This is a genomic window from Streptomyces sp. NPDC044002 (assembly GCF_056434525.1).
In genome coordinates this window covers 61,344-84,396 of the sequence record NZ_JBWKEZ010000037.1, presented here as the reverse complement: position 1 = coordinate 84,396, position 23,053 = coordinate 61,344, and the positions used below count along the sequence as shown (strand labels likewise).

At 72.6% G+C, this 23,053-nt stretch carries 15 protein-coding genes and 1 tRNA gene; 7 read left to right on the top strand and 9 right to left on the bottom strand.

What is annotated here, in order from left to right; all coding sequences use genetic code 11:
- Nucleotides 1-350 precede the first annotated feature (350 nt).
- The 7 genes from AC07A6_RS25560 (at nt 351) to AC07A6_RS25530 (ending at nt 7,613) form a co-directional block, all read left to right on the top strand.
- Nucleotides 351-426, top strand: a tRNA-Ser gene (locus AC07A6_RS25560).
- A 205-nt stretch (nt 427-631) separates the two neighbouring features.
- Complete coding sequence (locus tag AC07A6_RS25555; protein WP_478778680.1) at nt 632-886, top strand: hypothetical protein; 255 nt, start codon at nt 632-634, stop codon at nt 884-886.
- A gap of 204 nt (nt 887-1,090) precedes the next feature.
- A complete protein-coding gene (locus AC07A6_RS25550; protein ID WP_478778679.1) occupies nt 1,091-2,512 on the top strand; it encodes a DNA-binding protein in 1,422 nt (473 codons plus the stop codon).
- A 271-nt stretch (nt 2,513-2,783) separates the two neighbouring features.
- Entirely contained in the window at nt 2,784-3,470 is a 687-nt protein-coding gene (locus AC07A6_RS25545) for a TnsA-like heteromeric transposase endonuclease subunit (RefSeq protein WP_478778678.1), read from the top strand.
- Complete coding sequence (locus AC07A6_RS25540) at nt 3,470-5,635, top strand: transposase family protein (RefSeq protein ID WP_478778677.1); 2,166 nt, start codon at nt 3,470-3,472, stop codon at nt 5,633-5,635. Before AC07A6_RS25545 ends, AC07A6_RS25540 begins: the two co-directional genes overlap by 1 nt.
- On the top strand, nt 5,629-6,699 hold the full coding sequence (locus tag AC07A6_RS25535) for a TniB family NTP-binding protein (protein WP_478778676.1): 1,071 nt from the start codon (nt 5,629-5,631) through the stop codon (nt 6,697-6,699). Before AC07A6_RS25540 ends, AC07A6_RS25535 begins: the two co-directional genes overlap by 7 nt.
- Nucleotides 6,696-7,613 (top strand): TniQ family protein, encoded by a 918-nt coding sequence (locus AC07A6_RS25530; RefSeq protein ID WP_478778675.1) that lies wholly within the window; start codon nt 6,696-6,698, stop codon nt 7,611-7,613. Before AC07A6_RS25535 ends, AC07A6_RS25530 begins: the two co-directional genes overlap by 4 nt.
- A gap of 326 nt (nt 7,614-7,939) precedes the next feature.
- Here AC07A6_RS25530 and AC07A6_RS25525 read toward each other — a convergent pair whose 3' ends face one another.
- From AC07A6_RS25525 to AC07A6_RS25485, 9 genes are all read right to left on the bottom strand, one after another.
- Nucleotides 7,940-9,271: a caspase, EACC1-associated type gene (locus tag AC07A6_RS25525; RefSeq protein ID WP_478778674.1), complete on the bottom strand. Its 1,332-nt coding sequence runs from the start codon at nt 9,269-9,271 to the stop codon at nt 7,940-7,942.
- On the bottom strand, nt 9,271-9,648 hold the full coding sequence (locus AC07A6_RS25520; protein ID WP_478778673.1) for an effector-associated constant component EACC1: 378 nt from the start codon (nt 9,646-9,648) through the stop codon (nt 9,271-9,273). Before AC07A6_RS25520 ends, AC07A6_RS25525 begins: the two co-directional genes overlap by 1 nt.
- Before the next feature lie 366 nt (nt 9,649-10,014).
- On the bottom strand, nt 10,015-11,037 hold the full coding sequence (locus tag AC07A6_RS25515; protein WP_478778672.1) for an ATP-dependent DNA ligase: 1,023 nt from the start codon (nt 11,035-11,037) through the stop codon (nt 10,015-10,017).
- 136 nt (nt 11,038-11,173) lie between these two features.
- On the bottom strand, nt 11,174-11,359 hold the full coding sequence (locus AC07A6_RS25510) for a hypothetical protein (RefSeq protein WP_478778671.1): 186 nt from the start codon (nt 11,357-11,359) through the stop codon (nt 11,174-11,176).
- 98 nt (nt 11,360-11,457) lie between these two features.
- Entirely contained in the window at nt 11,458-13,494 is a 2,037-nt protein-coding gene (locus AC07A6_RS25505) for a WD40 repeat domain-containing serine/threonine protein kinase (RefSeq protein WP_478778670.1), read from the bottom strand.
- Between the two features lie 43 nt (nt 13,495-13,537).
- On the bottom strand, nt 13,538-15,643 hold the full coding sequence (locus tag AC07A6_RS25500) for a WD40 repeat domain-containing serine/threonine protein kinase (protein WP_478778669.1): 2,106 nt from the start codon (nt 15,641-15,643) through the stop codon (nt 13,538-13,540).
- Nucleotides 15,644-15,768: 125 nt separating this feature from the next.
- Nucleotides 15,769-16,797 carry an SDR family oxidoreductase gene (locus AC07A6_RS25495; RefSeq protein WP_478778668.1) on the bottom strand — a complete coding sequence of 343 codons (1,029 nt, stop codon included), beginning with the start codon at nt 16,795-16,797 and terminating at the stop codon, nt 15,769-15,771.
- Complete coding sequence (locus AC07A6_RS25490; protein WP_478778667.1) at nt 16,773-18,215, bottom strand: hotdog family protein; 1,443 nt, start codon at nt 18,213-18,215, stop codon at nt 16,773-16,775. Before AC07A6_RS25490 ends, AC07A6_RS25495 begins: the two co-directional genes overlap by 25 nt.
- A complete protein-coding gene (locus AC07A6_RS25485; RefSeq protein WP_478778666.1) occupies nt 18,202-23,040 on the bottom strand; it encodes an SDR family NAD(P)-dependent oxidoreductase in 4,839 nt (1,612 codons plus the stop codon). Before AC07A6_RS25485 ends, AC07A6_RS25490 begins: the two co-directional genes overlap by 14 nt.
- Between the last annotated feature and the right edge of the window lie 13 nt (nt 23,041-23,053).

The window sequence follows — 23,053 nt, the reverse complement described above, 5'->3', positions numbered from 1 at the left end:
CCCGCGGAGCGGGTCCCACAGCGCTGCGCGCTGTGCCAACGAACCGCTTCGCTTCGCTCAGCGGGAGGGCGCTTCGCGCCCTCAGGGCCGGCCCTTCGGGCCGGTGTCCTACGCTTCGCTCCGGACGGGTTCGGGACTCCGCTTCGCTTCATCCCGAACGGCCTGCTCCGCAGGCGAGGGTGACCCCGTTTCACGGGGTCTGGGTCTTCGGCCCGTTGGGCAGGTCCGCTGCGCTCCCCTGCCCGGGTCCTTCCGGCTCCGCCTCCAGGACCAGCCCGCTCCGCGGGCAGCTGGCAGCAGGGCGGGGCCTCTGTGGAGTGGGGTGCAACGTAGGTTGTGCGTGCCGCGGTGGGGACAGGTAGCGCAGAGGTCGTCGCACCCTCTTGCTCAGAGGGATGACGCCGGTTCGAATCCGGCCCACCCCCACCGCGCGCCCCCTGACTTCAGGCGGCGCCAGGGCAAGGATGACCTCCTGGCGGTGAACCTCCGCCCCGGCCCTGGGACGGAAAGCGCTCTCTCGATTCACAGTGCAGACCTACCCCCGGGCTGTCCTCAAGCAAGACAGCATCCCCACGGAGCCTTTCACCGGCATGATGAGGTGCCACTGGCGTCAGGAGAGCGAGGGGACACCGTGAGTCGGGCCAAGCGATGGACACTCATCAGCGGGGTGCTCTGCCTGGTCACCTGGATGCTCGTCGCAGTGATCGCACTGGTCCCAGCAGCCCAGGACATCCAAGACGCCTTCGGTAAATGGATCAAAGCCCTCGCCGCCGCCCCCGCAATCACCGCGGTCATCGGCTTCTGGGTCCTCGGCGCAAGCGGCGGTCCCCCAGACGGCACCTGGGGCAGCGATCCCGGCAGCTACCCCAACGGCATCGACCTCTGACCAATCCCCGAAACAGGGTAGTGCTTCAAAAGCTTGGCCAGATGAACTCTGGGATCCGCTGAGCATGGGCATCCCACGACCCGTGTCTGTGGTGTTGCGGACCAGTGCAACACCACAGTACTCAACCAACCTGCGCAACCATCGCTCGTGAGTGGGCGGACGTCCCGGGGTGTGGCTCGGAAGGGCGCTGGGCAGCCAACGGACATGATCGCGCAGGCTGTCGTTCGCGAGGCCGGTCGAGTGCCGTCCTCGGTCTTCCGTGTGGCTCCCCTGGAGGGCGAGACGACCTGGTCTCTGATGTGCCGGACCGCCGCACGCTACGGCCAGGAACCCGGCTGGCTGTTGGGGCACTGGCAGTGGAAGAACCATCAGCCCCGGCACCCGGGCGGGACTCCACGCGCGGATGCAGAGGTGCTGCTCGATCGGGATGGCCGAGCCCTGCTGGCGGAACTGTGCAGGGTTGAAGAGGAGGTCCTCGAGCAAGCTCTGCCGTCGTGGCGGCACGGCAAGGAGCAGCTCACCGAGCAGCAGCGGCCGGGGAGCGCGGGAGGGTTGTGGCGGGTCGGCGCCACGGTGGTCGGGCCGGCGGCGCTCGGCTGCCGGCTCTGTGTGGCGCGGCGGAGCGGGCAGGCAGTGCGCGCGGTCCGCTACACCGAGCGTTGGCAGCGTGTGTGCGAGCGGCACCACCGGTGGCAGCTGGATGCCGACGTCGACCACGGGCTGGAGAACCTCGACCTGCGCGGGAGCCCGGAAGTGGCCCGGGCCCAGCGGCAGTGGGCAGGGGTGGAACGTCGGGCGCGGCGGGCCGGGGTGGAGCCGGCCGAGGTGTTCGGTCTCGCGCGGGCGGTGGTGTGCCGGTGGTGGGAACAAGCTCTGGGCTGGGGTGAAGAGCGGATCTGGCCGGCCCGCCTGCACCGGCTCGCGGGTGGGGACGCAGGAGGCAGGTTTTGGTGGTGGCACGCGGTGGCCCGCGACGCGGTGGTCTTTCCCGAGGTCGTCGCCGTGGCCGACGCGCTACTCGACCCCGCCATGGAGGAGCTGGCGTGGGACGACAGCGGGCGGGAACAGATCCGGCTCCGGTCTGCGGACGGTGCGTTCTGCCGGGAGCTGGGCGTGCGGGTAGGGCGTCCGTGGCTGGGTCCTTTGGTGGCGGTCGATTACGACGGGCCGCTGGTCGCCGGATGGCTGGGGACGGTGGTCCGACGGCGCCGCGGCGTCGGGGACCTTGACGGCTGGGGCCAGGACCCGTGGTGGGTGAGTCGGGAACGTCAGCCCGTGTCCACGGGCGTGCAGCTGCGTCTGCTGGCAGAGCGGGAGGACGGCACCATCAGCTGGTGCAAAGCCGTCCCCAACGCCGATCGGGCCCGTCTGGAGCGTCTGCTGGACGAAGCCATCCAGGTACTGGGCGACGTCCATGTCCACGACAGGCGTCCGGTCGCTGAGGCCAGCCGGAACATGCTCCGCTTCCTTGTCAGGGGCAGCGAGGTCTTGGACCGTGCACTGCTGGAGGCTGCCCACGCTGCACTCGAGGCGGGCGTGCCAGCCCGGTTCGTCGGCGAGTGGGGCAAGATCCCTGCTGATCTCGTAGAGGAGATCGCCCGGCGCGGTCCGGCAGGGGACGGCTGACCAGGCTCCCGCGTCAGTGCTCGCAAAACGCTGCGTCCGGGGTGCTGTGCTAGCCCGGGGCAGCGGATCTGTAGCAGACGAGTACCAGCGGTGACCCGCGCTTGGGGCGCGGTCCGTTCGATCGCGTGACGCTCCTCGCAACCGGTGTTTCTGCGCATAGTTCACCTACTTGGCTAACGACATGAGCAGTCATGCACAGGGCGAAGGCCAGGCCGGGGCTGGTTGTGAAGCGGCGTTCAGGGACGCGTCCGGGGGCATACGGCAGCTTCCGTTGCACAAGGCCGCCGCGTCCGTACGGTTCGAGGAGTTGGCGCCCGTTGCGGCCTTTCCCGTGATCCCGGGGAAGCGGTGGGCGCCCGGGTGGTGGTGGTCGGCGACCACCGGCCGGCATGTGGTGCACGGGTCGGCGGCTATGCGCTCCCAGCTGATGCTGCTCGACCGCGATCCCGGCGTCGTCGGCCTGGCCGGGCGGCCGCTGCGGCTGGTGTGGCGCGACGGGCAGGGCCGGGTGCGTTCCTGGGTCCCGCAGCTCTTCGTCCGGTACACCGACGGAACAGCCCTCCTTGCCGACTGCCCCTCCGTCTCTGGCGGTGGCGGTGAACGAGCACGCCTGGCCGCCCGGTACGTGGGTGCTGCGTGTGCGGAGGTGGGGTGGGTCTACCGGCGGCTGGAGCCCCTGGACCCCGTCGTGGAGGCCAATGTGCGGTGGCTGGCCGGCTACCGGCACCCCCGCAACGCCGGCGGCCCGCAGCGGATGGCCGCGGTACAGGAAGCCTTCCGAAATCCGCGGCCGCTGATCGAGGGGGTGCGGGCGGTAGGTGATCCGATGGCCATATGGCCGGCCGTGTTCCACGCGTTGTGGTCCGGCCGCCTGACTGTGCCGCTGTCCCGGCCTGTGCACGAACGGGTCGTCGCCGGACCGGGCAGACCTGCCGGTGTCACGGGCGGTGAGGCGTGATGAGCAGGAGTGCTGCGAGGAGGCCGGTGGTCGCGGTGGGCGGGCACGTGGTCTTCGAGGGCCGCACCTGGCAGGTGGTGGCCATGGACGGCTCTGTCGTACGGCTGGTCGCCGAGGACGGCGCAGTCACCTCGATGCTGAACGGCTACCTGTGCGCGGCTGCCGACTTCGCCGTGGTCGGGGCCCGGACCGCGGTCGGGGTGCCGCAATGGGGGCTGTTCGAGACCGTGCCGGTACGCGAGCAGGAACGCGCGCTGGCCTGGCAACGACACCTTCAGGAGATCGAATGCGGCCTGCCCGGCGGCCCGGGCAGCCCGGGGGTGCCGCGGCCCGCGTACACGCTGGAGCGTCCGATGGGCGATCGGGTGGAGGCCAAGGCCGACGAGCTGGCAGCACTGGGCTGGACGGGGGTGAGCCCGGCGACGATCCGAAGGATGCGGGCCCGCTACCGCCGCCAGGGGCTGTGGGGGCTGGTCGACCACCGCACCACCAAGCCGTCCAGCCGCACCGGGCGCGCCGACGAGCAGGTGGTCGTGGCGGTGCTGGAGGCGCTGAAGCGCCAGCGCGGCCGCTCCAAGGGCACGCTCGCCGGGCTGCGGGAGCTCACCCGGCAGGTCCTCGCCGAAACCCACGGCCCCGGTGCTGGAGTCCTGCTGCCGCCGGTGTCCACGTTCAACCGCCTCGTCCGCGCGCTCGCCGACCCGAGAGAGCTGCCGGGCCGCCCGGCCCGCACCGCCTCCAGCCCTGCACCGCCCTTCACCCCGGCCATGGCGCTGCGGCCCGGGGAGCAGGTCATGCTGGACACGACGCGGCTGGACATCATGGCCGTCTCCGACCACGGAGTGGCCGGCCGTCCCGAGCTGACCATCGCGCTGGACGTCGCCACCCGCAGCATCCTTGCCGCCGTCCTGCGGCCCGCCGGGACCAAAGCCGTCGACGCCGCGCTGCTCCTCGCCGAGATGGCCGTCCCGCACCCTGCCCGCCCCCACTGGCCCGCCTGCCTGCACCTCGCGCACGCGAGCATTCCCTACGAACGCCTCCTGGATATCGATGCCCGGCTGGAACACGCGGCGGCCCGGCCGGTCATCGTCCCCGAGACCGTCATCGTCGACCGCGGGAACATCTACCTCTCCTCCGCCTTCCGCGCCGCCTGCGAAACCCTCGCAGTCAGCCTCCAGCCCGCACCCCCACGCCAGCCCGCCGCGAAAGGGCCCGTGGAGCGGACCTTCGCCTCGATCAACACCCTGTTCTGCCAGTACGTCGCCGGCTACACCGCCTCCAACACCGTCGAGCGCGGCCGCGACACCGAGAAGGAAGCCTGCTGGACCGTGGCGCAGCTCCAGGACCTGCTGGACGAGTGGATCACCGCCGGCTGGCAGCCCCGACCCCACGAAGGCCTACGGCACCCCACGATGGCCCAGACCGTTCTGTCGCCGAACGAGATGTGGGCCGCCCTCATCGCCGCCCACGGATATGTGCCGGCCCCGCTGACCGGACGCGACTACATCGAGCTCCTCCCCACCCGCTGGCACAAGATCACCGACCGCGGGATCCGCGTCAGCCACCGCACCTACGACGACGCCATCCTCAACCCGCTCCGCGGACAGCCCTCCGACGTCCACGCCCGCGCCGGGAAATGGGAAGTCCACCACAACCCCCACGACGCCCGGCAAGTCTGGATCCGCCTCCCCGACGGGCACCTGGCCGAAGTCCCGTGGATCCACCGCGACCACGTCCACCAGCCCTTCAACGACCACCTGTGGCAGCACCTCAAAACCAACATCGAACAGCGCGGCGACAACGAGCAGTACGAGAGCGACCTCGCCGAGGCCCTCCACGCGATCCTCACACGCGCCCGCACCGAATCAGACGGCCGCCCGGCCGCCGGTACGAAAGCAAGAAGAGCGCAGCACGTGCAGGCAGGCGGCCCGGCATGGCCCGCCGCCCTCGGCAGCGGCAGCACCGTCCCGGGCCTCGCGCAGCAGCCGGAAGGCAGCCTGCCTGTACCGGGTCAGGCCGCCACAGACGTGCACGACCTCGACGGTCCGGATTGCCTGGACGACCTTGAAGAAGACGACGAAAACAACGACCAGGACTGGTCGGCGGCTGCGGCTGCCGGCGGCTTCGGCCTCTACGACGCACAGCGGGAGGCGGAACAGTGGTGAAGCATCCCCCGGCACAAGAACTCAGCCAGGACGAACCCCTGCCGCCGACGACCTGGCAAGGCTGGCAGCAGTTCGTCGGCACCACTCCCCCCACACCGCCTGACCCCGATGCACCGCCCCGCAGCGCCGAGGAACGGCTCGCCTACCACTCCGACTTCGTCACCATCCGTACCCCGGCCATCAACACGATCTCGACCACGGTGCGCACCCTCATGGTCCTGGGCCGGCACCAACGGGCCACCGCCCGACCCAGCCTGATCGTCACCGGGCCCCCGACCACCGGAAAAACCACCGCGCTCCTGCAAGTCGGCCGCACCTGCCACCTCGCCGAAACCGCCCGCACCGGCAACCACGACCAGATGCCGGTCGCGTACGTCCTCGTCCCGCCAGGGGCCAGCGCCAAAACCCTGGCGGCGGAATTCGCCCGCTTCCTCGGCATCCCGATCACCCACCGCATGACACAAGCCCAGATCATGACGTCGGTCTGCGACACGTACGGCCGGGCGGGCGTCCGCCTGGTCATGATCGACGAGATCCACCGGCTCAACCCCCGCACCAGCACCGGAGCCGAAGCCACCGACCTGTTGAAAGACCTCACCGAACGCATCGCAGCGACCTTCGTCTACGCCGGCATCGACGTCACCACAACACCCCTGTTCACCGGCACCCGAGGCGCCCAGCTCGCCGGCCGCGCCACCCTCATCGACTGCGACACCATCCCCACCCGACGAGGAACCAGCCAGCCCTTCCGCGACCTCGTCGCCGCCATGGAAGCCTGCCTAGACCTTGACCGGCACCGGCCCGGAAGCCTGGTGCGCCTGGCCCCTTACCTTCACACCCGCACCGGCGGACGCATCGGCAGTCTCGCCCGCCTCCTGCGCCAGGCCGCGATCGCCGCGATCCTCGACGGCAGCGAACGCATCACCAAGGCCGCCCTGGAGACCGTCGTTCTCGACCACCTCGCCGAGGACAACCAGCGCCCCCGGTACCCGGCCAGCCGCACCCCCCGGCAGCCCGGAAGCGGAAACAGCGACGGCCGAACGGCCACAGGAGAGCTGCCGTGAGCAGTCCGACGGCGCCCTTCGCCACCGCCCCGCGGCCGCCGCATCCGGCCGGGGCGCTACGCGTAAGGCCGGTGCCACATGAGTCGCCCGCCTCCTACCTCCACCGCCTCGCCCAGGCGTACCGCCTTCAGCCACGCCAGCTCCTCGAAGGCATCGGCATCCCCGTCCACGGCCACCCCGGCAGCATGCCGGGAGGAAGCGAAATCGTGCTCTCCCCCGCAGCACTCCACCACCTCGCCACCTTCACCCGCATCCCCAACCTGCAGCTCGCCCTGGGCACATTCGTCCACGGGTCACACGGTCCGGATCCCGGCCAACTTACCGCTCGCTGGCAGCCTCTCGAACCCGCCCACCAGCCCACCCGCGCCTGCCCCTGGTGCACCCTCCACCACAGCCACGGGACCACCAGCCAGACATGGGCCTACCACCAAGCACACCAGCGGCTATGCCCACAGCACCAACAATGGGCCACCCCACCCACCGACCGGGCGTCCCTGGACACCCACGCAGTGCCCGAGCTCGTCTTGGCCCATCACGCCCACAAACGCCTCGAGCGCCGGCCCAACCCCACCGCCGCCTACCAGTGGGCCGCCGCGATCACCACCCGCTGGCACGACCAGGAACACCACCTCACCCGACGCTGGCACCACCGACGCACCCGCCTCGCGGACACCAACCCGCCACCCGCCCACCGCAAGTCCTGGGCGCAGACCGGACGCGATCCGGTCACCTACCCCGAAACCGTCACCCTCGCCCGACACCTCGCCCGCACACCCCACCCCCAGGCCGACCGCGGCTTCCTCGACCACACCGCGCGCGTCCTCGGCCTTGACCGGCTCGTACTCCCGCCCCACGACCTGCTCCGGGCCTGGATCCACACCACACAGCAACGCCCCCGACACCCACGCCTATAGACGGACCGTTAGACCCACACAAAAAATCAGTGCGTCTGCGCACACCTGGGAAACTCGACCAACCTGAGAAAACCCCAGGCCACCACCCCGCCCGACAACCGCGAGATCATCCATCGAGCAGGCCCCGACCACCACAACAAACACCCAGCAGCCACACACCGGCCAACCAAACTGAACACACCCAGGCCAGCACACCAGCACAGGCACTACATCAATGGCCCGTCATAGTGGAGTCGACGGAGGCGTCCCAGTCGATCTCGCCTGCGGCGTCGGTGGCAGCCTGGACCTGCTGTCGTGCGCAGAGTAACCACCTCGTGCCCCGATCCCTATGAGGTGGCCAGGTGCTTGATGTGGTTGAGGCGGGCGGCCATCGCCTTCGGCGAGCCCGACGGCAGCTCCGGCGAGGACCACCGGCGTCGCGGCGTCTCGACCTGAAGCCAGTGGAAAGTCTCCCTGTAGGGGGCGGCGTCCCCGACCCATGCCTCGTATGACGAGGAGGAGAACCTGCAGTCCTTGAACTCCGCGTAGGAGACGAAGAACTGCTCACTACCGTCCCACGGCATCCGGATGCCGTGGCTCGTGATCGCCAGCGCCTTGGGCGACCTGGTCAGGACGGGGATGACCGTGCCGTACTGCCAGACGGCCAGGAGGGTCTCGAACGGCGCGAACCGGAACAGTCTTCTGGCCTGCTGCACGGGGCGGTCTTCGAAGTGGCCTTCCCGCGCCACGTAGAGGCCCCCCTCCTTCGGCTGCTCGTACAGGTAGGCCCGTACGAGCGCGGCGATCGAGGCGGGCACCCCGTGCGTCCCCGATGCCTCCGGCGAGGGCCTGGTCTTGGGTGACGGCGAGGGCTCTGCCCGGATGACCGGTTTGGCCGGGACCTTGTCGGCGGAGCGGTTCCTGACGATGCAGATCGAGGCGGGATCACCCCTGCTCCCGAGTTCGGGCAGGGGCCCCGAACGGGCGGTCAGCCGTCTGCGCAGCTCGCGGTAGATCCGCGCCATGTCCAGGAGGGCGGGTGCGTGCGGGATCCCCCGGGTGAGCACGTCCAGCAGTTCCCCGGTGAACAGGGTGAAGGTGGCGTCCACGGGGGCGAGCGCCCTACGCGCCGCTGCCGCCAGGACACAACGCCCCTGGCCGTTCGCCGAGTGCTCGTCGAGCACGGTGTCCGCCAGGTCGGCCAGTTCCTGGCCGGCGGACATGGCACCGCGCAGCGCCCGCGCGGCGTAGCAGCAGTCGAGGACGACCACCAGGCGCTTCGTCTCCTTCGCGGTCCTGTCCCTCTTGAGCGCCCGGCGGATGTCCTCGTAGCGCAGGGCCGAGTCCGGACGATTCTCGCGGGTGTGGGGGAGAGCGAGGAGGAGATCGTCCGAGAACTCTCCGTCGGTGAGTCCGTGTCCGGCGTAGTAGAGCAGGAGGGTGTCTTCGGCACGGGCGTACGCGTCTTCGACGGCATCCACCACGGTACGGGCTTCCATGGGCTGCGCGACCGTGGTGATGTGCTCCTGCGGCAGCCCCCAGGTGCGCGGGTCTGCCAGGGCGTCCCGCATACCGACCAGGTTGTTCCTGACCGCGGGGATGTCCTCGAGGTGTTCGAACGCGTCGACGCCGATCAGGACGGCGCGGGACCGCTGCGGATCCGACAGTCGCAGCGGCATCAGGCGTGCTCCTGTCCGCCGCCGTCCGGGTCCGGTTCCGCTCGCCGCAGTCGGGCTGCCAGGTCCGCGATGTGGGCGGGGTCCGCGTTCCGGTCATCGATGACCACGGTGACACCGTCGCCCTCGATCCGGACCCCAGGCGCCCTGCGGCGCCGTCCGCGCCAGGCCGTCACACCCTGTACGACGAAGGATGCGGTGCCGACGGCGGCGGATACGAGCTCGATGATGACGTCGGCCCCCATGTCGCCGGGTTGCCCCTTGGCCGCCACCAGGGCGAGTTTGGCGTCGTCGGGCAGGTCCTCCGCTTCCTTGAGCTCGCGGTAGAGGGACGCCGCCGCGCCGTCCAGTTCCTCGTCAATCGTGATCTGCAGTCGCACGTGGCCCCCTGCGCGTCGCTCGTTGCGCGAAATCGCGTCCCACCCAGCGACGATGATTCCCCGGCGCCGGACGCCGCAACCGCCGAGGCCGCTGACGCGCGGTACCGGGGCAGGACGGCGAGCGGGCAGCGCCGGGCCGCCCGATCCGGGCCGACGGGTGCATGCCAGTCCACGAGGGTGGGAGGGTCCCGGTGCCTGCCGAGCCAGCCCCGCTCACCAGCAGCACGAGCACGGCCAACGCCTGTACACCCAACATCGGCAGCCCCCGGTCACTCGTCCACCCGAACGCCCGCGACGATCCCACAGCCTGCGAGGCCCTGTTCGCCCCTTGCTGACGGAATCACCCCTGCGCCCGCTCCGCGCCGGTCAGCCGGCCGCCGCTGTGGGCCCCGCCCCGAACAGCGCCACGTCGCCCACGCTCATGTCCAGACGGATCCGCTGGAACCGCAGCGGGTGGCGGAACACCCCGTGGTCGACCGCCCGGTCGGCGCCGACCTCCGCCACCACCTCCGGGCGGACGAGCACCACGTCCAGAACGTCACGGCTCCCCCACGCCGAAGTGAACCGCACCCCCTCGAAGGGATGCCCGGTGCCGGCCGCGGCGAGGTGCTCGCCGACCTGCCGGGAGACATCCGGGCGCAGCGGTACGGTCCGGCCGACCACGCGCAGCCGACCGACCTGGTCGTGGCGGCCGAGAACGAGGAGCTGCGGGCGGGTCAGGGTGCCGGTGACGGCGCCGATGACCGCCTCTGAGGTGTCACGTCTTCTGATCTTGGCCCAGCCGCGATACCCGCCCAGGTATTTGCTGGTCAGTGGCTTGATGACCAGGCCCTCGATCCCGGACACGTCGGTCCAGGTCCGAAGCCAATCCCGGGCCTTCGCCAGGTCCGTGGTCATCGGGACGAGCGTCCACGGGACCGTCAGGGCGTAGTCGGTGAACAACTTCTCCAGTTCAGTCCTGCGGTCCCTGTAAGGCCGCCGCAGCAGCTCCTCGCCGTCCAACTGCAAGACGTCGAAGGCGACGAAGTAGGCCGGCCAGCGGGCGGCCAGGGCCAGGGCGCCGCGGGCACGGGCGGCAGCCCGGCGCTGCAACGCCTCAAACGACAACCGGCCCTCCACCATGTCCCAGACAAGCAGCTCGCCATCGAGGACCAGGCCGGGCGGCAGCTGCCCGGCGGCGGCCACCAGGTCCGGCCACCGGTCCTGGACCAGCACCCCGCGCCGAGTCTGCACCACCACCATGCCACCCGGGCCGGCCGGGGTGAACAGCAGCGCCCGATGCCCGTCCAGCTTCTGCTCATACGCCAGCCCGGCCCGCACGGCAGCCGGGCCCGGAAGCGCCTCGGCAGCCTGCGCCAGCATCGGCTCCACCGGCGGCCGCAACACCATCCCGATCACCCCTCCGCCGGTCCGCCACCTCCAGGGCCAGCCCCGCCGCCGCGGCGCGGCGCGGCGGAGGGCGCCGGACGGCGTACCGGCACCCTGCCTGGTGCCGCATGCCCTTGTGACCTGAGCCGGGAACCCGTCAGGCGCAGGCCGTGGGCGGGTAGATCATCACGCCGCCGGCCGTGGGCACGCACCGCGTCCCCGGAGGCAGGTCCTCGATGACGCCGAGGCCGTCGACGGGTCCGTCGAGGACAATGCGCTGGAGGTGGTCCCGCCCGTACAGGACGGTGCCCGGGTCGGCCCGCGTGCCGGTCAGGCAGACCACAGGGATGCGCGGCGAACCGCCGGCCCGGGACGGCCACCCGGCACCACCTCCTCAGCACCGGCTGGGACGAGATCCAGACGCCTTGAGCCGGCCGCAGGCTACGGGGTACTCCCGAGCTCCCACAGCCACACCGTGTCGGTGCCCCCCACGCTCGTGCCGCTGCTGCACCCCGCGGCCAGCGTCTTCCCGTCCGGGCTGAAGGCCAGCGCCTCGACGGACGCGCCGGGCTCGAAGGTCGCGGTGGAGGTTCCGGAGGCGGTGGACCAGACGATCACCTTGCCGTCCCGGTCACCACTGGCCAGCCGACGCCCGTCCGGGTGGAACGCGACCGCCTGGACCGGGGAGCCGTGCCCCTCCAGCGTGGTGACGTCCTGCCGGGTGGCGGTGTTCCACAGGCGTACCCCGTCGCCCTGGTCGCCGAAGGCCAGGAGCTGCCCGTCGGGGCTGAAGACCGCGCTGTTCGCGAACAGGGCGCCGGGGGTGGCCAGGACGGTGTCGGCCGAGCCCTTCCGCAGCTGGACCGGCGATCCGGCGAGCAGCATCGTCCCGTCCGGGCTGTAGGCGGCCGGGCCGTTCTTGACGTCCTGGTGCAGCGCGAGCCGGGATCCGGTGCCGGTGTCCCACAGGTACAGGCCCCGGCCGCTGCTGGCGGCCAGCGTCTTCCCGTCTGGGCTGAGCCCCAGCTCGTGCACGAACCCGTCCTGGACCTCGCCCGTGGTCTCTCCGGTGAGGGTCCCGACCGTGCGGCCCGTGGCGACGTCCCACTTCAGGATCTTGTGCTCCTCCGCCCGGTAGAGCGTCGTGAGGTCCCGGCTGAAGACGTGCGGCTGAATGTAGTGGGCGATGCTGATCCGGGTGGAACTGCCCTCCTTGCCGGGCAGCGACCAGCGCCATATCTCGCCGTTCCCGCCGGCAGCGGCCAGGGTCTTCCCGTCGGGGCTGAAGGCCAGCTCGTACGTGCTCTTCGGGCCGTCGAGGGTGTTGGTGTTCCGCAGCAGCAGGTAGGCGGGGACCCCTATCGCGGCGGCCGCGGCGGCCGCGGCGCCGCCGATGAGCAGAGAGCGCCGCGAGGGCCCACGGCGGCCCGGCCCTGACACGGGGGTGTCCGGCGCTGCTGCGGGCGTGTCGGGGCCCGGCGGTGCGGGGGTCGCGGGGGTCGCCGGCGGCGCGTAGGTCCGCGTCGCCGCCACGGCGGCCAGGGCACGCGGGTCCTGACCCGCGACCGCTCCCGGGCCCGCCTCCCCCGCAGGCTCGGTGGGAGGCGGGGTCCCTCCGGGCGGGGCCGCCACCACGGTCGGTTCACGGCGCGGCGGGTGGACCCGCCCCGCACCCGCGACGGCGGCCGAGAACCGGGCGGGCAGGCCCTCGACGGCGGGCCGGTCGGCCGGGTCCTTGGCCAGACAGTCGGTGAGGACGGCCCGGAGCTCGCCGTCGATCCCGTCGAGGGTGGGCGGTTCGTCCAGGATCCGCTGGACGACGGCCAGCAGCGAGGGCGCGTCGAACGGGCTGCGGCCGGTGGCGGCGAAGGCGAGCACCGAGCCGAGCGCGAACACGTCACTGGCGGGCCCGGCCCGGTCGGCGCGGATCTGCTCCGGCGACATGTAGGCGTAGGTTCCGATGACCGATCCGGTCGCGGTCAGCGAACTCGCGTCCACGGCCCGCGCGATGCCGAAGTCGATGATGCGGGGCCCGTCCTCGGCCACGATCACGTTGCCCGGCTTCAGATCCCGGTGGACCAGGCCGCACCGGTGGATCGCCGCGAGCCCTTCGGCGAGCCCCGCCCCGAGCCGCAGTGCCGCCGCCGGATCGAGCGGCCCGTGGTCGGCCACCGCGCTGTGGAGGGTGGGGCCCTGGATGAAGGCGGTGACCAGCCACGGGGATTCGGCCGCCGGATCCGCGTCCACGACCTGTGCCGTGTGGAACCCGCCGACCTGCCGCGCGGCCTCCACCTCCCGCGCGAACCGCTCCCGGAACTGCGGGGTGCCCGCCAGCTCCGCGCGGATCAGCTTCACCGCGACCTGGCGGCCGCCCGGCGAGGTACCGAGGAAGACCTGGCCCATGCCGCCCTCGCCCAGCCGCCCCTCCAGGCGGTAGGGGCCGACCCACTGGGGGTCGTGGGGCAACAACGCGTCCATGAGTACCGTCCGTTGAGATGATGGGAAAGTGAGAGGCAGCCGGTCAGGCGAGCTGCCAGAGCTGGATCGTGCTGTCCCACGGGCTGAAGGCCGCCGCGAGGGTCTTGCCGTCCGGGCTGAACGCCAGGGAGGAGAGCAAAGGCGCGGCGGTCGACTTCTCGAACTCGCCGGTGAAGGTCAGGGCGATCCGCCCGGTCTTCAGGTCCCACAGGCTGAGCGTGCCTCCGGTGGCGGCCTTGGCCTGGTCTTTGACGTCGTCGTCCGGGCCGAGACCGAAGCCGCCGCCGACGATCATCGAGTGGCCCGGCCGGTACGCGGCGTGCTCCAGGCGCCGGTGCGGCGAGGCGAGGGTGGCGGCGGGCCGGCCGGTCTCCCGGTCCCACAGCTGGACGCCGGGCCCGGCGCCGCCGATGGTCTTTCCGTCCGGGCTGATCAGCACGCTGTAGAAGGGTACGTCGCCGGGGCCGGCCGTGAACGTTCTGGGCCGCTCCCCTCCGTCGACCTCCCAGAGCAGTACGCTCCTTCGGGTAGCCGTGGCCACGCCCTTGCCGTCCGGGGTGAACAGGACGCCGTACTGCTCGCCCGCCTCGATCTTCCTCAGACGGCGTCCGCTCGCCAGGTCGAAGAGCTGGAGCGTGCCTCCGCCGGCCGCGACGAGGACCGCGCCGTCCGGACTGACCGCGAGGGAGTACGGGGTCGTGGCCGAGAGCGGTTCGAACCCGGAGAGCGCGGGCAGCGGCGCGCGGGTCCGCACGTCCCAGCGCCGTAGTGTTCCGTCCTCGCAGCTGCCTACCAGGATCCGGCCGTCCGGGCTGAACGCCAGGGTGTAGCAGCGCGGGGTGTCCTCCCCCAGCTCGGCGACGGTGCGGCGGGTGACGGTGTCCCACAGCCACAGCTCGCCGGCTGCGGAGCCGGCGGCGGCCAGGGTCCGGCCGTCCGGGCCGAAGGCGAGGTGCTCCACCGACTGGGAGTGGCCTTCGAGCCGGGCCACGGGCCGGGTCCGGTCCCGCTCCGACCCCGATCCCCACCAGGAGTCCCGGAAGAGGTAGGCGGGTACGGCGACGGCGGCCGCGGCGGCGCCCGCCCCGCCGAGGAGCAACGTACGACGGGACAGGCCCGCCCCGCCGGCCGCGCCCGCGGCCGGCGCACCGGGCGGTGCCGCAGCCGGCTGCGTCGGCAGGGCGTGGAACGCCCGCCCGGGCGTGGGCTCGGACGCGGACGCGGGCGTGGGCGTTGCCCCGGGCGCGGGCTCGGCACTGGGCGCGGGCCCGAAGGCACCGGCAGGCGCACCGGACACCATGCCCGGCCCGGTGACCGAGAGCCGGGCCAGCACCTCGTCCATGCCGGGGCGCTGGGCGGGGTCCTTGGCGAGGCACGCCCCGACCATCTCGTGCAGGGGGGCGTCCAGTCCGTCGAGCCGGGGCGGCTCGCTGACGACCCGGTGCACGATGGCCGGCACGGAAGACGCGTCGAACGGGCTGCGGCCGGTCGCCGCGAACGCGAGCACCGAACCGAAGGCGAACACGTCGCCGGCCGGCGAGAGCGCCTCGCCCCGGACCTGCTCCGGTGACATGTAGGCGTACGTCCCGATGACCGATCCGGTGCGGGTCATCGCGTCCGCCCCCGACTCGTGCGCGATGCCGAAGTCGATGATGCGCGGTCCGTCCTCGGCCACGATCACGTTCCCGGGCTTGAGATCCCGGTGTACGAGCCCGCACCGGTGGATCGCGGCCAGCCCTTCGGCGATCCCGGCGCCGAGCCGCAGCACGGCCGCAGGGTCGAGAGGCCCGTCGGCGTCGACCAGCTGTTGCAGCGTCGGACCCGGTACGAACGCGGTTGCCAGCCAGGGCGGGTCCGCCCCCGGATCGGCGTCCACGACCTGCGCCGTGTGGAACCCCCCGACCTGCCGCGCGGCGGCGGCCTCCCGAGCGAACCGCTCCCGGAACCGTGCGGTGCCGGCCAGCTCCGGCCGGATCAGCTTCACCGCGACCTGGCGACCGCCGGCCGAGGTACCGAGGAAGACCTGCCCCATGCCGCCCTCGCCCAGCCGTCCCTCCAGGCGGTAGGGACCGACGGTCCGCGGATCACCGGGGCGCAGCGGCGCGAATGCGGAACTCCTGGCTCCACCAGGGCGTATGGACTCCGTCACGCTCGGCATTGAATCATGAGCCGCCGCAGGGGAGGTTCGAGGGTCCCGGCCGCCTGGCACACCGGTGGCGGAGACCGGGCGCAGTCGGCCCCGGCCAGGACGCACTCCCCCGGGGTGCAGGGCCGTCACGCCATGGACCAGGTTTCCTCGGGCTGGTCGAGGATGTGCGTGAGGGTGCCGGTGAGTGCCTGCTCCAGATCGTGGGCGGTGGGGGCGGCCGGCGCGTCCGGGAGGCTGCCGAGGGAGGTGGGGAAGGGGGTGGCGTTGTTGAAGGCGAGCATGAACCTCGCCGCGTGCTGGATCAGGCTCGGGGTGCCGGCGGGCGTGCGGTCGAGGGCTGCGGTGATGACGCGCTCGCACACCGCCGGGTCGAGCAGCCGGGTGCGGAAGAGCGTCGGGTCGACGTCGGGGCGGCCGGCGCGCCGGCTCGGGGCGGTGGCTGCCCGGTAGGCGAGGTCGAGGATGCGGGTCGCCGGGAGGGCGGCGTCGCCTGCGGTGATCCAGTAGTCGCCCCGTGGGTGTTCGGTGAGGGCCAGGGCCGTGAGGAAGGCCGCGACGGTGTCCTGGGGTACGAAGTCGACGGCTGTGCCGGGGTGGTGGGGCAGGAAGGGCAGCCGGCCGGCCATTGCGGCGCCGAGCAGGTAGTGGAATGCCTGGTGGCGCGCGGTCCTGCCGCTGTGCGAGTCGCCGATGACGGTGGACAGCCGGACGATGGTGGCGGGTAGTGCGGACTCCCTGACCAGTGTCTCGCCGGCGGCCTTGGAGGTGGCGTAGCCGTCCATGCCGGAGCCGTGGCCGGCTCGGGCGATGAAGGCGGTGGAGGTGTGGACCAGGCGTGCGCGGGCGTCCTCGGTGAAGGACAGGACGTGGCCGGTGCCGCGGACGTTGACGTTGTGCAGGTGGGTGTCGGTGGCGGTGAAGTTCACCGAGGCGGCGCAGTGCACGACGACGTCGGTGTCGGCGGCGAGCTTGCGGTATTCGTCGGGGTGCAGGCCGAGCCAGGGGCGAGTGACGTCTCCGCGGAGGTGGTGTCCGGGGACGGGTTTGTGGTGGGTGAGGGCGATGACGTTGGCGTTCGTGCCGTCGAGTGCGCGCAGCAGTGCGGAGCCGACGACGCCGGATGCTCCGGTCACCAGGATGGTGGGTGTGGGCATGCGGTCGTGTCTCCCGGGTGCTGGGCGGTGCGGACGGTGGCGGTGCGGCCGTCGCAGGTGACGTGGAGCGGGACCGGCTGTCCTGGTCGTCCGGTCGGGTGGGCGGTGGACAGGTCCGGGGCGAGCCGAATGGTTGAAGGGTGGGTGCCGGTCAGCCGGGCGACGTGCTCCTGGGCGGCGATCGAGGCGAGATGGTCACGCGGGTGGTCCCCGGCCGGGAGCGCGTAGAGGGCGGCGACTGTGCCGGGCGGGGTGTCCAGGGCTTCGAGGGTGTCGCGGTGCAGCACGGTTGTACTGCTGTCGGCGGTGGAGCACAGCAACTGCGGCACTGGTTCGCGGTCGCGCAGGTACGCGCGGCGGCGCGCCGGTGGTACCGCGGCGAGCGGGCCGGCGGGGACGAGGATGACGGTGAGCCGGAATGCGGCCAGGACAGCTGCGCCGTTGCACAGTTGGAGATCGACTCGGGCCAGGCGCGGGTCGTCGCGGTGGGTGCCGGCGTAGCGGGCTTCGACCTCGATCTCGCCGGAGGAAGGCAGCGGGTCGAACAGGGTCAGGCAGTCGATCCGGTGCGGGAAGGCGATGGCCGTACGGTCGATCGTGTGGTCCCAGCGCCACAGGCTGTCGTGCGGGACGACGTGCAGCGCACCGTCCAGCAGGCCGTGGGGCAGGATGCCGGGTGGCACGGTGCCGCGCTCGGCGAGGAGGGTGCCGTGGGCACCTCGGGAGCCGAGGTGCCACGAGGTGAGGTATTGGAAGGCGGGGCCGTGGAAGAGCGTGGCGCTTTCGTACGGGCAGGGCATGGGGTGCGTGCCGGTCAGCGGTTCGAACCTGGCCGGGCGTTCGCGGGTGTGGACGCGTGCGGTCGCGGTGGCGACCGGGGTGAAGCGGGACATCGCCGGGTCGGCCGCCTGCCACCACATGTCCAGGGCTGCCATGGGGTGTTCGGGTCCTCCTCGGCAGCTGAGGCGGAGCCGGGTGGGTGCCGGGAGGGGCAGCCAGCGTCGGACCTGGATCTCCTCGACCGACCGCACGGCGCGGCCCGTGTGTCGGGTGATCGCGCCGGCCAGGAGGTCGGCCATCGACATCAGCGGCATGGTGGGCACGGTCCAGGACGGGCGGTGGTCGAGCAGCCACGGGTCGGTGGCCGGGTCGGCCACGAGCTCCACCACCGTTTCGTGTGCCGTGTTCCGGGAGGGGGCAGCGGCCAGGCGGGCGAGGACGTCGTCCTGCATCCGCAGGAAGCGGGTGTGCAGCTCTCCGACGGTCCGGTGCTGGTCGAGTACGGCGCCCAGGACTCCGGTGGGGGCGGGTGCCGGGGCGGCGCCGGTGGGTTCGGGTGCCGGGGCGGCCTCGGTGGGCCAGTGGGAGAGCGGCGGCCGGGGCATCACCTGGGCCCGCTCGTGGTCAGCGGGGGGCATGGGGGGCCTCCGCGAGCAGGGCTGCGGCCGTCCCGGCGGTGATGACCACCTGCGGGGCGTGAGCGGGGTGGCGAAGTTCGTCGGCGAAGGCGTGGGCGCCCTGGTGGAGCGGAATCGTATCGATTCCGGCGAGGCCGAGCAGTTCCTGGAGTGCGGGGGTGACCATGCCGCCGCGCCACGGTCCCCACAGCAGGGATCGGACGAGGGCGTCCGGGCGGGCGGCCTGCTCGGCGGCGAGGACCTGGTTGAGGGTCTCGTTGGCCATCGCGTAGTCGCACTGGCCTTCGTTGCCGGTGAACCCCACGATGGAGGAGAACGCGCAGATGAGCCGCAGCGGGTCCTGACGGGTCGCGGAGAGCAGGGCGTGCAGGCCGGCGACCTTGGTGTCGAAGACCCGGCTGAACTGGTCCGTGGTCTTGTCCTCGATGCGCGCGTCCGCGAGGACCCCGGCGCCGTGCACGATCCCGGTGATCGGCCCCCACGTGTTGCGGATCCGGTCCAGTTCGCCGCGTACGGCGTCTTCGTCGCGGACGTCGAGCGCGGTGTACCGGGCCTGCGCGCCGATGCCGCGAAGGGTGGTGAGCGCTGCTGCGACGCCGTCGGGGCCCTCCCCCGCGGGTGTGCGTCCGAACAGGGCGAACCGCGCGGCGGGGTGGCGCTCGGCGAGAACCAGCAGGGCTTCGTGGGTGATGCCCCGGGCGCCCCCGGTGACGACGATCACGGAGGAGTCGTCGAGCGCGGTCGACGCGCCGGGCCGGTCGGTCGGCTCGGTGAGCCCGAGCGTGTGGCGGGTGCCGTCCTCCGCCAGGCCGACGTTCACCTCGGGGCCGCCGTCGAGCAGTTCGTCGACCACCGCGCCGGCCACCTCCTCGGGCGTGCGCCGTCCACGCCGGCAGTCGATGGCCTTCACGGCGACCGCGGGCCATTCACGCCCGGCCGTCCGGGCCAGTGCGGCCAGCCCGCCGAGCCAGCTGCGGAGCGGGTCCGGGTGCGTGTGGCCGAAGCCGCCACCGGTGTCCTGCACGGTGGCGAAGAGGCCGCCGGTACGTAGTCGTGGGGCGGCTTGCCGGGCGAGGCGGAAGGCTTCGTGCTGCACGGCGAGGGCGTCCTGGGGACGGAGGAGGTCGGACAGGCCGCCGAGGAACAGCACACCGCCGGCCTCCGCGGGGACGGTGGTGCCGATTTCGGCCGGCACTCCGCGCTTGTGGAGCAGCCGCACGACTTCTTCGGCCACGCCGGCACCGTCCGGTGTGACGAGGAGGGGGCCGTGACCGAGGCGCGGGGTGGGCTCGCCGGTCGCGGGACAGGCGACGAGGCCGAGCAGCTGTCGGTGCGGCCGGCCGACCGGTGGGGAAGCGGGCTCCTGGGCGGGGGGTGCAGGGGCCAGCGCCCGCAGGCGTTGGGCGATCTCGTCCACGGTACGGGCCGTCAGGAGCGGACCGAACAGAGCCGGGCTGAGGCCTTCCAGGTCGGGGAAGGACGGGCGCAGGGCGGTGAGGATCTGGACCCGGGTGAGCGAGTCGAGGCCGAGGTCGGCTTCGAGTTCCATGTGAGGTGCGAGCAGCTCCGGTGGGTAGCCGGTCTTCTCGGCCACCACGGAGATCACCAGGCCCTCCAGGTCACTTGGTGGCGCGGGGTCGGTGGTGGGTTCCGGCTCGGTGGCCGCGGCGGGGGGAGCGGGGAGCGTTTCGGCGCGGGCGTGAGGGAGTACGGCGTCGGTCACGGCCGGGCCGGGGGAACCCCATGCGGGGGGCAGGGCCGTCGGCGGGGGTGCATCAGGTCCCGGGCCGGTGGCGGCGAGGGTGATCAGCGCTTGGACCGACTTCTGAGCGGTGTTGAGGTAGGCCTCGTGGGCGCGGGCGGTTTCGCGCTGGGCCTCGACGATGGCGCGGGCGAGAGCGTTGTCAGAGGGGTGCGCCGGTGCCTGGACGGCAGGGTTGCCCGTCGTCGTGGTGAGTACGGCTCTGGGGGCGGGGAGCGGGAACCGCTGGTTGGGCGGGTAGCGCCGGCCGTGGTTGGCGCTCGTGATGACCTGCGGGGCGAGCGGCTTCGGTTCCGGGTCGGACGTCGGCTCGGCGTGCCCTGCCCGCAGGGCGTCGAAGGAGAGGGGCTGGCCCAGTGCGGCCAGTTCGGCGAGTGCGTTGTGCAGGCTGCGTACCCCGTGTTGCGCGGGGTGGTCCACGGCGACGGCCCGGTGGGGGCGGCCGTCGAGGATCTGCCGGACGAAGCCGGTCAGGGTGTTTCCTGGGCCGACCTCCACGAAGGTCCGCACCCCGTCGTCGTGCATGCGTTCGATCACGTCGCGGAAGCGGACGGGTTCGGCCACCTGTGCGGCCATGGTGCGGCGGACCTGCTCGGGCTCGAGGGGGTAGCGCTCGGCGGCGGCGTTTCCGTAGACGTCCACCAGTGGTGCGCGAACCGTCTGTTCGGACAGGTACCGCAGCAGCGGTTCCGGTACCGAGGCCACCAGCGGACTGTGGAAGGCGACTCGGGTGTTCAGCCGCCTGGCTGCCACGCCGGCCCGCGCGGCGCGGGCCGCCACGGCGTCGAGCGCTTCGCCGGTGCCCGCGACGACGACCTGCCGGGCGGTGTTGTGGACGGCGATCCACGCCTGTGCCTGGCCGTTCTCGTCCAGGAGGAGCGGGCGGACCTGCTCGGGGGCGGCTGCCAGGGCCAGCATCGAGCCCGGGGTCCTCGTCAGCTCGTGGACGAGTTCGCCGCGCCCGCGGGCGACCCTCATCAGCGTCTGCTCGTCCAGGGCGCGGGCCGCGTGGAGGGCGACGAGTTCGCCGAAGCTGTGCCCGGCCACGCAGTCCGGCCGGATGCCGGCCGCGTCCAGGAGGTTCAGGAGGATCACGCTGTGTGCGGCGATGGCCGGCTGGGCCCGGCGGGTGTCGGCGAGGCGGGCCGTCTGCGCGGCGCGCTCGTCATCGGTGAACGCCGGCGGAGGGAAGACCACCTCGGCCAGCCCGTCGGTGCCCACCCGGTCCCACGCCGCGCGGGCCTGCGGGAAGTGGGCGGCGACGTCCGCTCCCATACCCACCCGCTGTGCCCCCTGGCCGGGGAAGAGGAAGGCGATCCGTCCGGCGCCGGGCCGGACGGGCCCGTAGTGGAGTCCGTCGGCGAGCGAGAGCGGGGCTGCCGGCTCGGCCGTGATCCGCTCAGCGGCCTGCTCCAGTTTGCGGGCCAGGTCGGCGCTGTCGGTGGCGACGACGCACAGCCGTGCCCCGTCCGTGGCGCGGAAGCTGCGCTGGGCCCGGCGGGCGGTCCGGGCGAGGCTGTCGGCCGGGCAGGCGGCGGCGAGTTCGCGGCAGCGGGTGACCAGGCCTTGGGGGGTGTCGGCGGACAGGGGCACGAGCTCGGTCGGGGACGCCGGCAGACAGGGGGCACTGTGGGCGCCGCCCTCCTGCGTGGGTCGGAACTCCTCCAGTGCGACGTGGAAGTTGGTGCCGCCGAAGCCGAACGCGGACACCCCGGCCCGGCGCGGGTGGTCGGCGTCGTGCACCCAGGGCCGGGTCCTGGTGTTCAGGTAGAAGGGGCCGGTGTCGAGTCGGAGCCGGGGGCTGGGCCGCTGGACCTTGATGGTCGGGGGCAGTACCCGGTGGTTGAGGGCGAGCGTCGCCTTCAGGAGCCCGGCGGCACCGGAGGCCGCCTTGGCGTGGCCGATCTGGGACTTGACCGAGCCCAGTGCGCACCAGGCCCGCTCGGTCTCCTCGCCGCCCGCTTCCGGATCCGTGAACACGGCGCGCAGGGCGGCGACCTCCACGGCGTCGCCGGTGGGCGTGCCGGTGCCGTGGGCCTCCACCAGGCCCACGGTTCGCGGGCCGTATCCGGCGGCCGCGTACGCCCGTCGCAGGGCCCGCTCCTGGCCGGTCTGGGACGGGGCGAAGACGGAGACGTCGTTCCCGTCGGTGGACGAGCCGATGCCGCGGATCACGGCGTGCACGTCGTCGCCGTCGCGGTCGGCGTCCGAGAGCCGCTTGAGCGCGAACAGGGCCACGCCCTCGCCCAGCATCGTGCCGTCCGCGCTCTCGTCGAACGGCCGGCAGTCACCGGTGGGTGACAGGGCAGGGGTCTTGCTGAAGCAGACGAAGGTCACCGGGTCGGTCAGCGTGTCCACGCCGCCCGTGACGGCCAGGTCCGAGCGGCCGAGCCGGAGGTCGTCGACCGCGGCGCTGAGCGCGGCGAGCGAGCTGGCGCAGGCCGCGTCGACGGTGAAGCTGGTGCCGTGGAGGTTGAAGCGCTTGGCGATACGGCCGGCGACGACGTTGCCGAGCATCCCGGGGAAGGTCTCCGTCTGCCAGGGCAGGAGGTACTCCGCGATCCGCTCGCACACCGCCTCCGCCTCCGGCTGTGCGAGCCCGCTGTCCAGCAGCGCCTGCCGCCACGCCGGGCGGAAGGAGCGGGCGCCGACCTCCGCGGCCAGCTGGAGCGCGGCGCAGCCGATGAACACCCCGGCCCGGTCGCGGTCCACCCGTGTCATGAACCCGGCGCCGTTCAGCAGCCGGTCGGCGGCGACCATGGCGAGCAGCTGGGCGGCGTCGGTCGCGGCCAGGGCGACGGGCGGGATGCCGAGCGCCATCGGGTCGATCTCGATCCCCGGCAGGAAGGCGCCGCGCCGGGCGTAGGTCTTGTCGGGCGCCGCCGGATCGGGGTGGTAGTGGTCCTCGACCAGCCACCGGTCGGGCGGGATGTCGCCCATCAGGTCCCGGCCCTCCACGACGGCCCGCCAGAAGGCCTCGACGTCGACCGCGCCGGGCATGATCGCGGACACGCCGACGATCGCGATGGGTTCCGCGGACTGGGGCACACGGCCGGGGTTCATGAAACTCCTGACG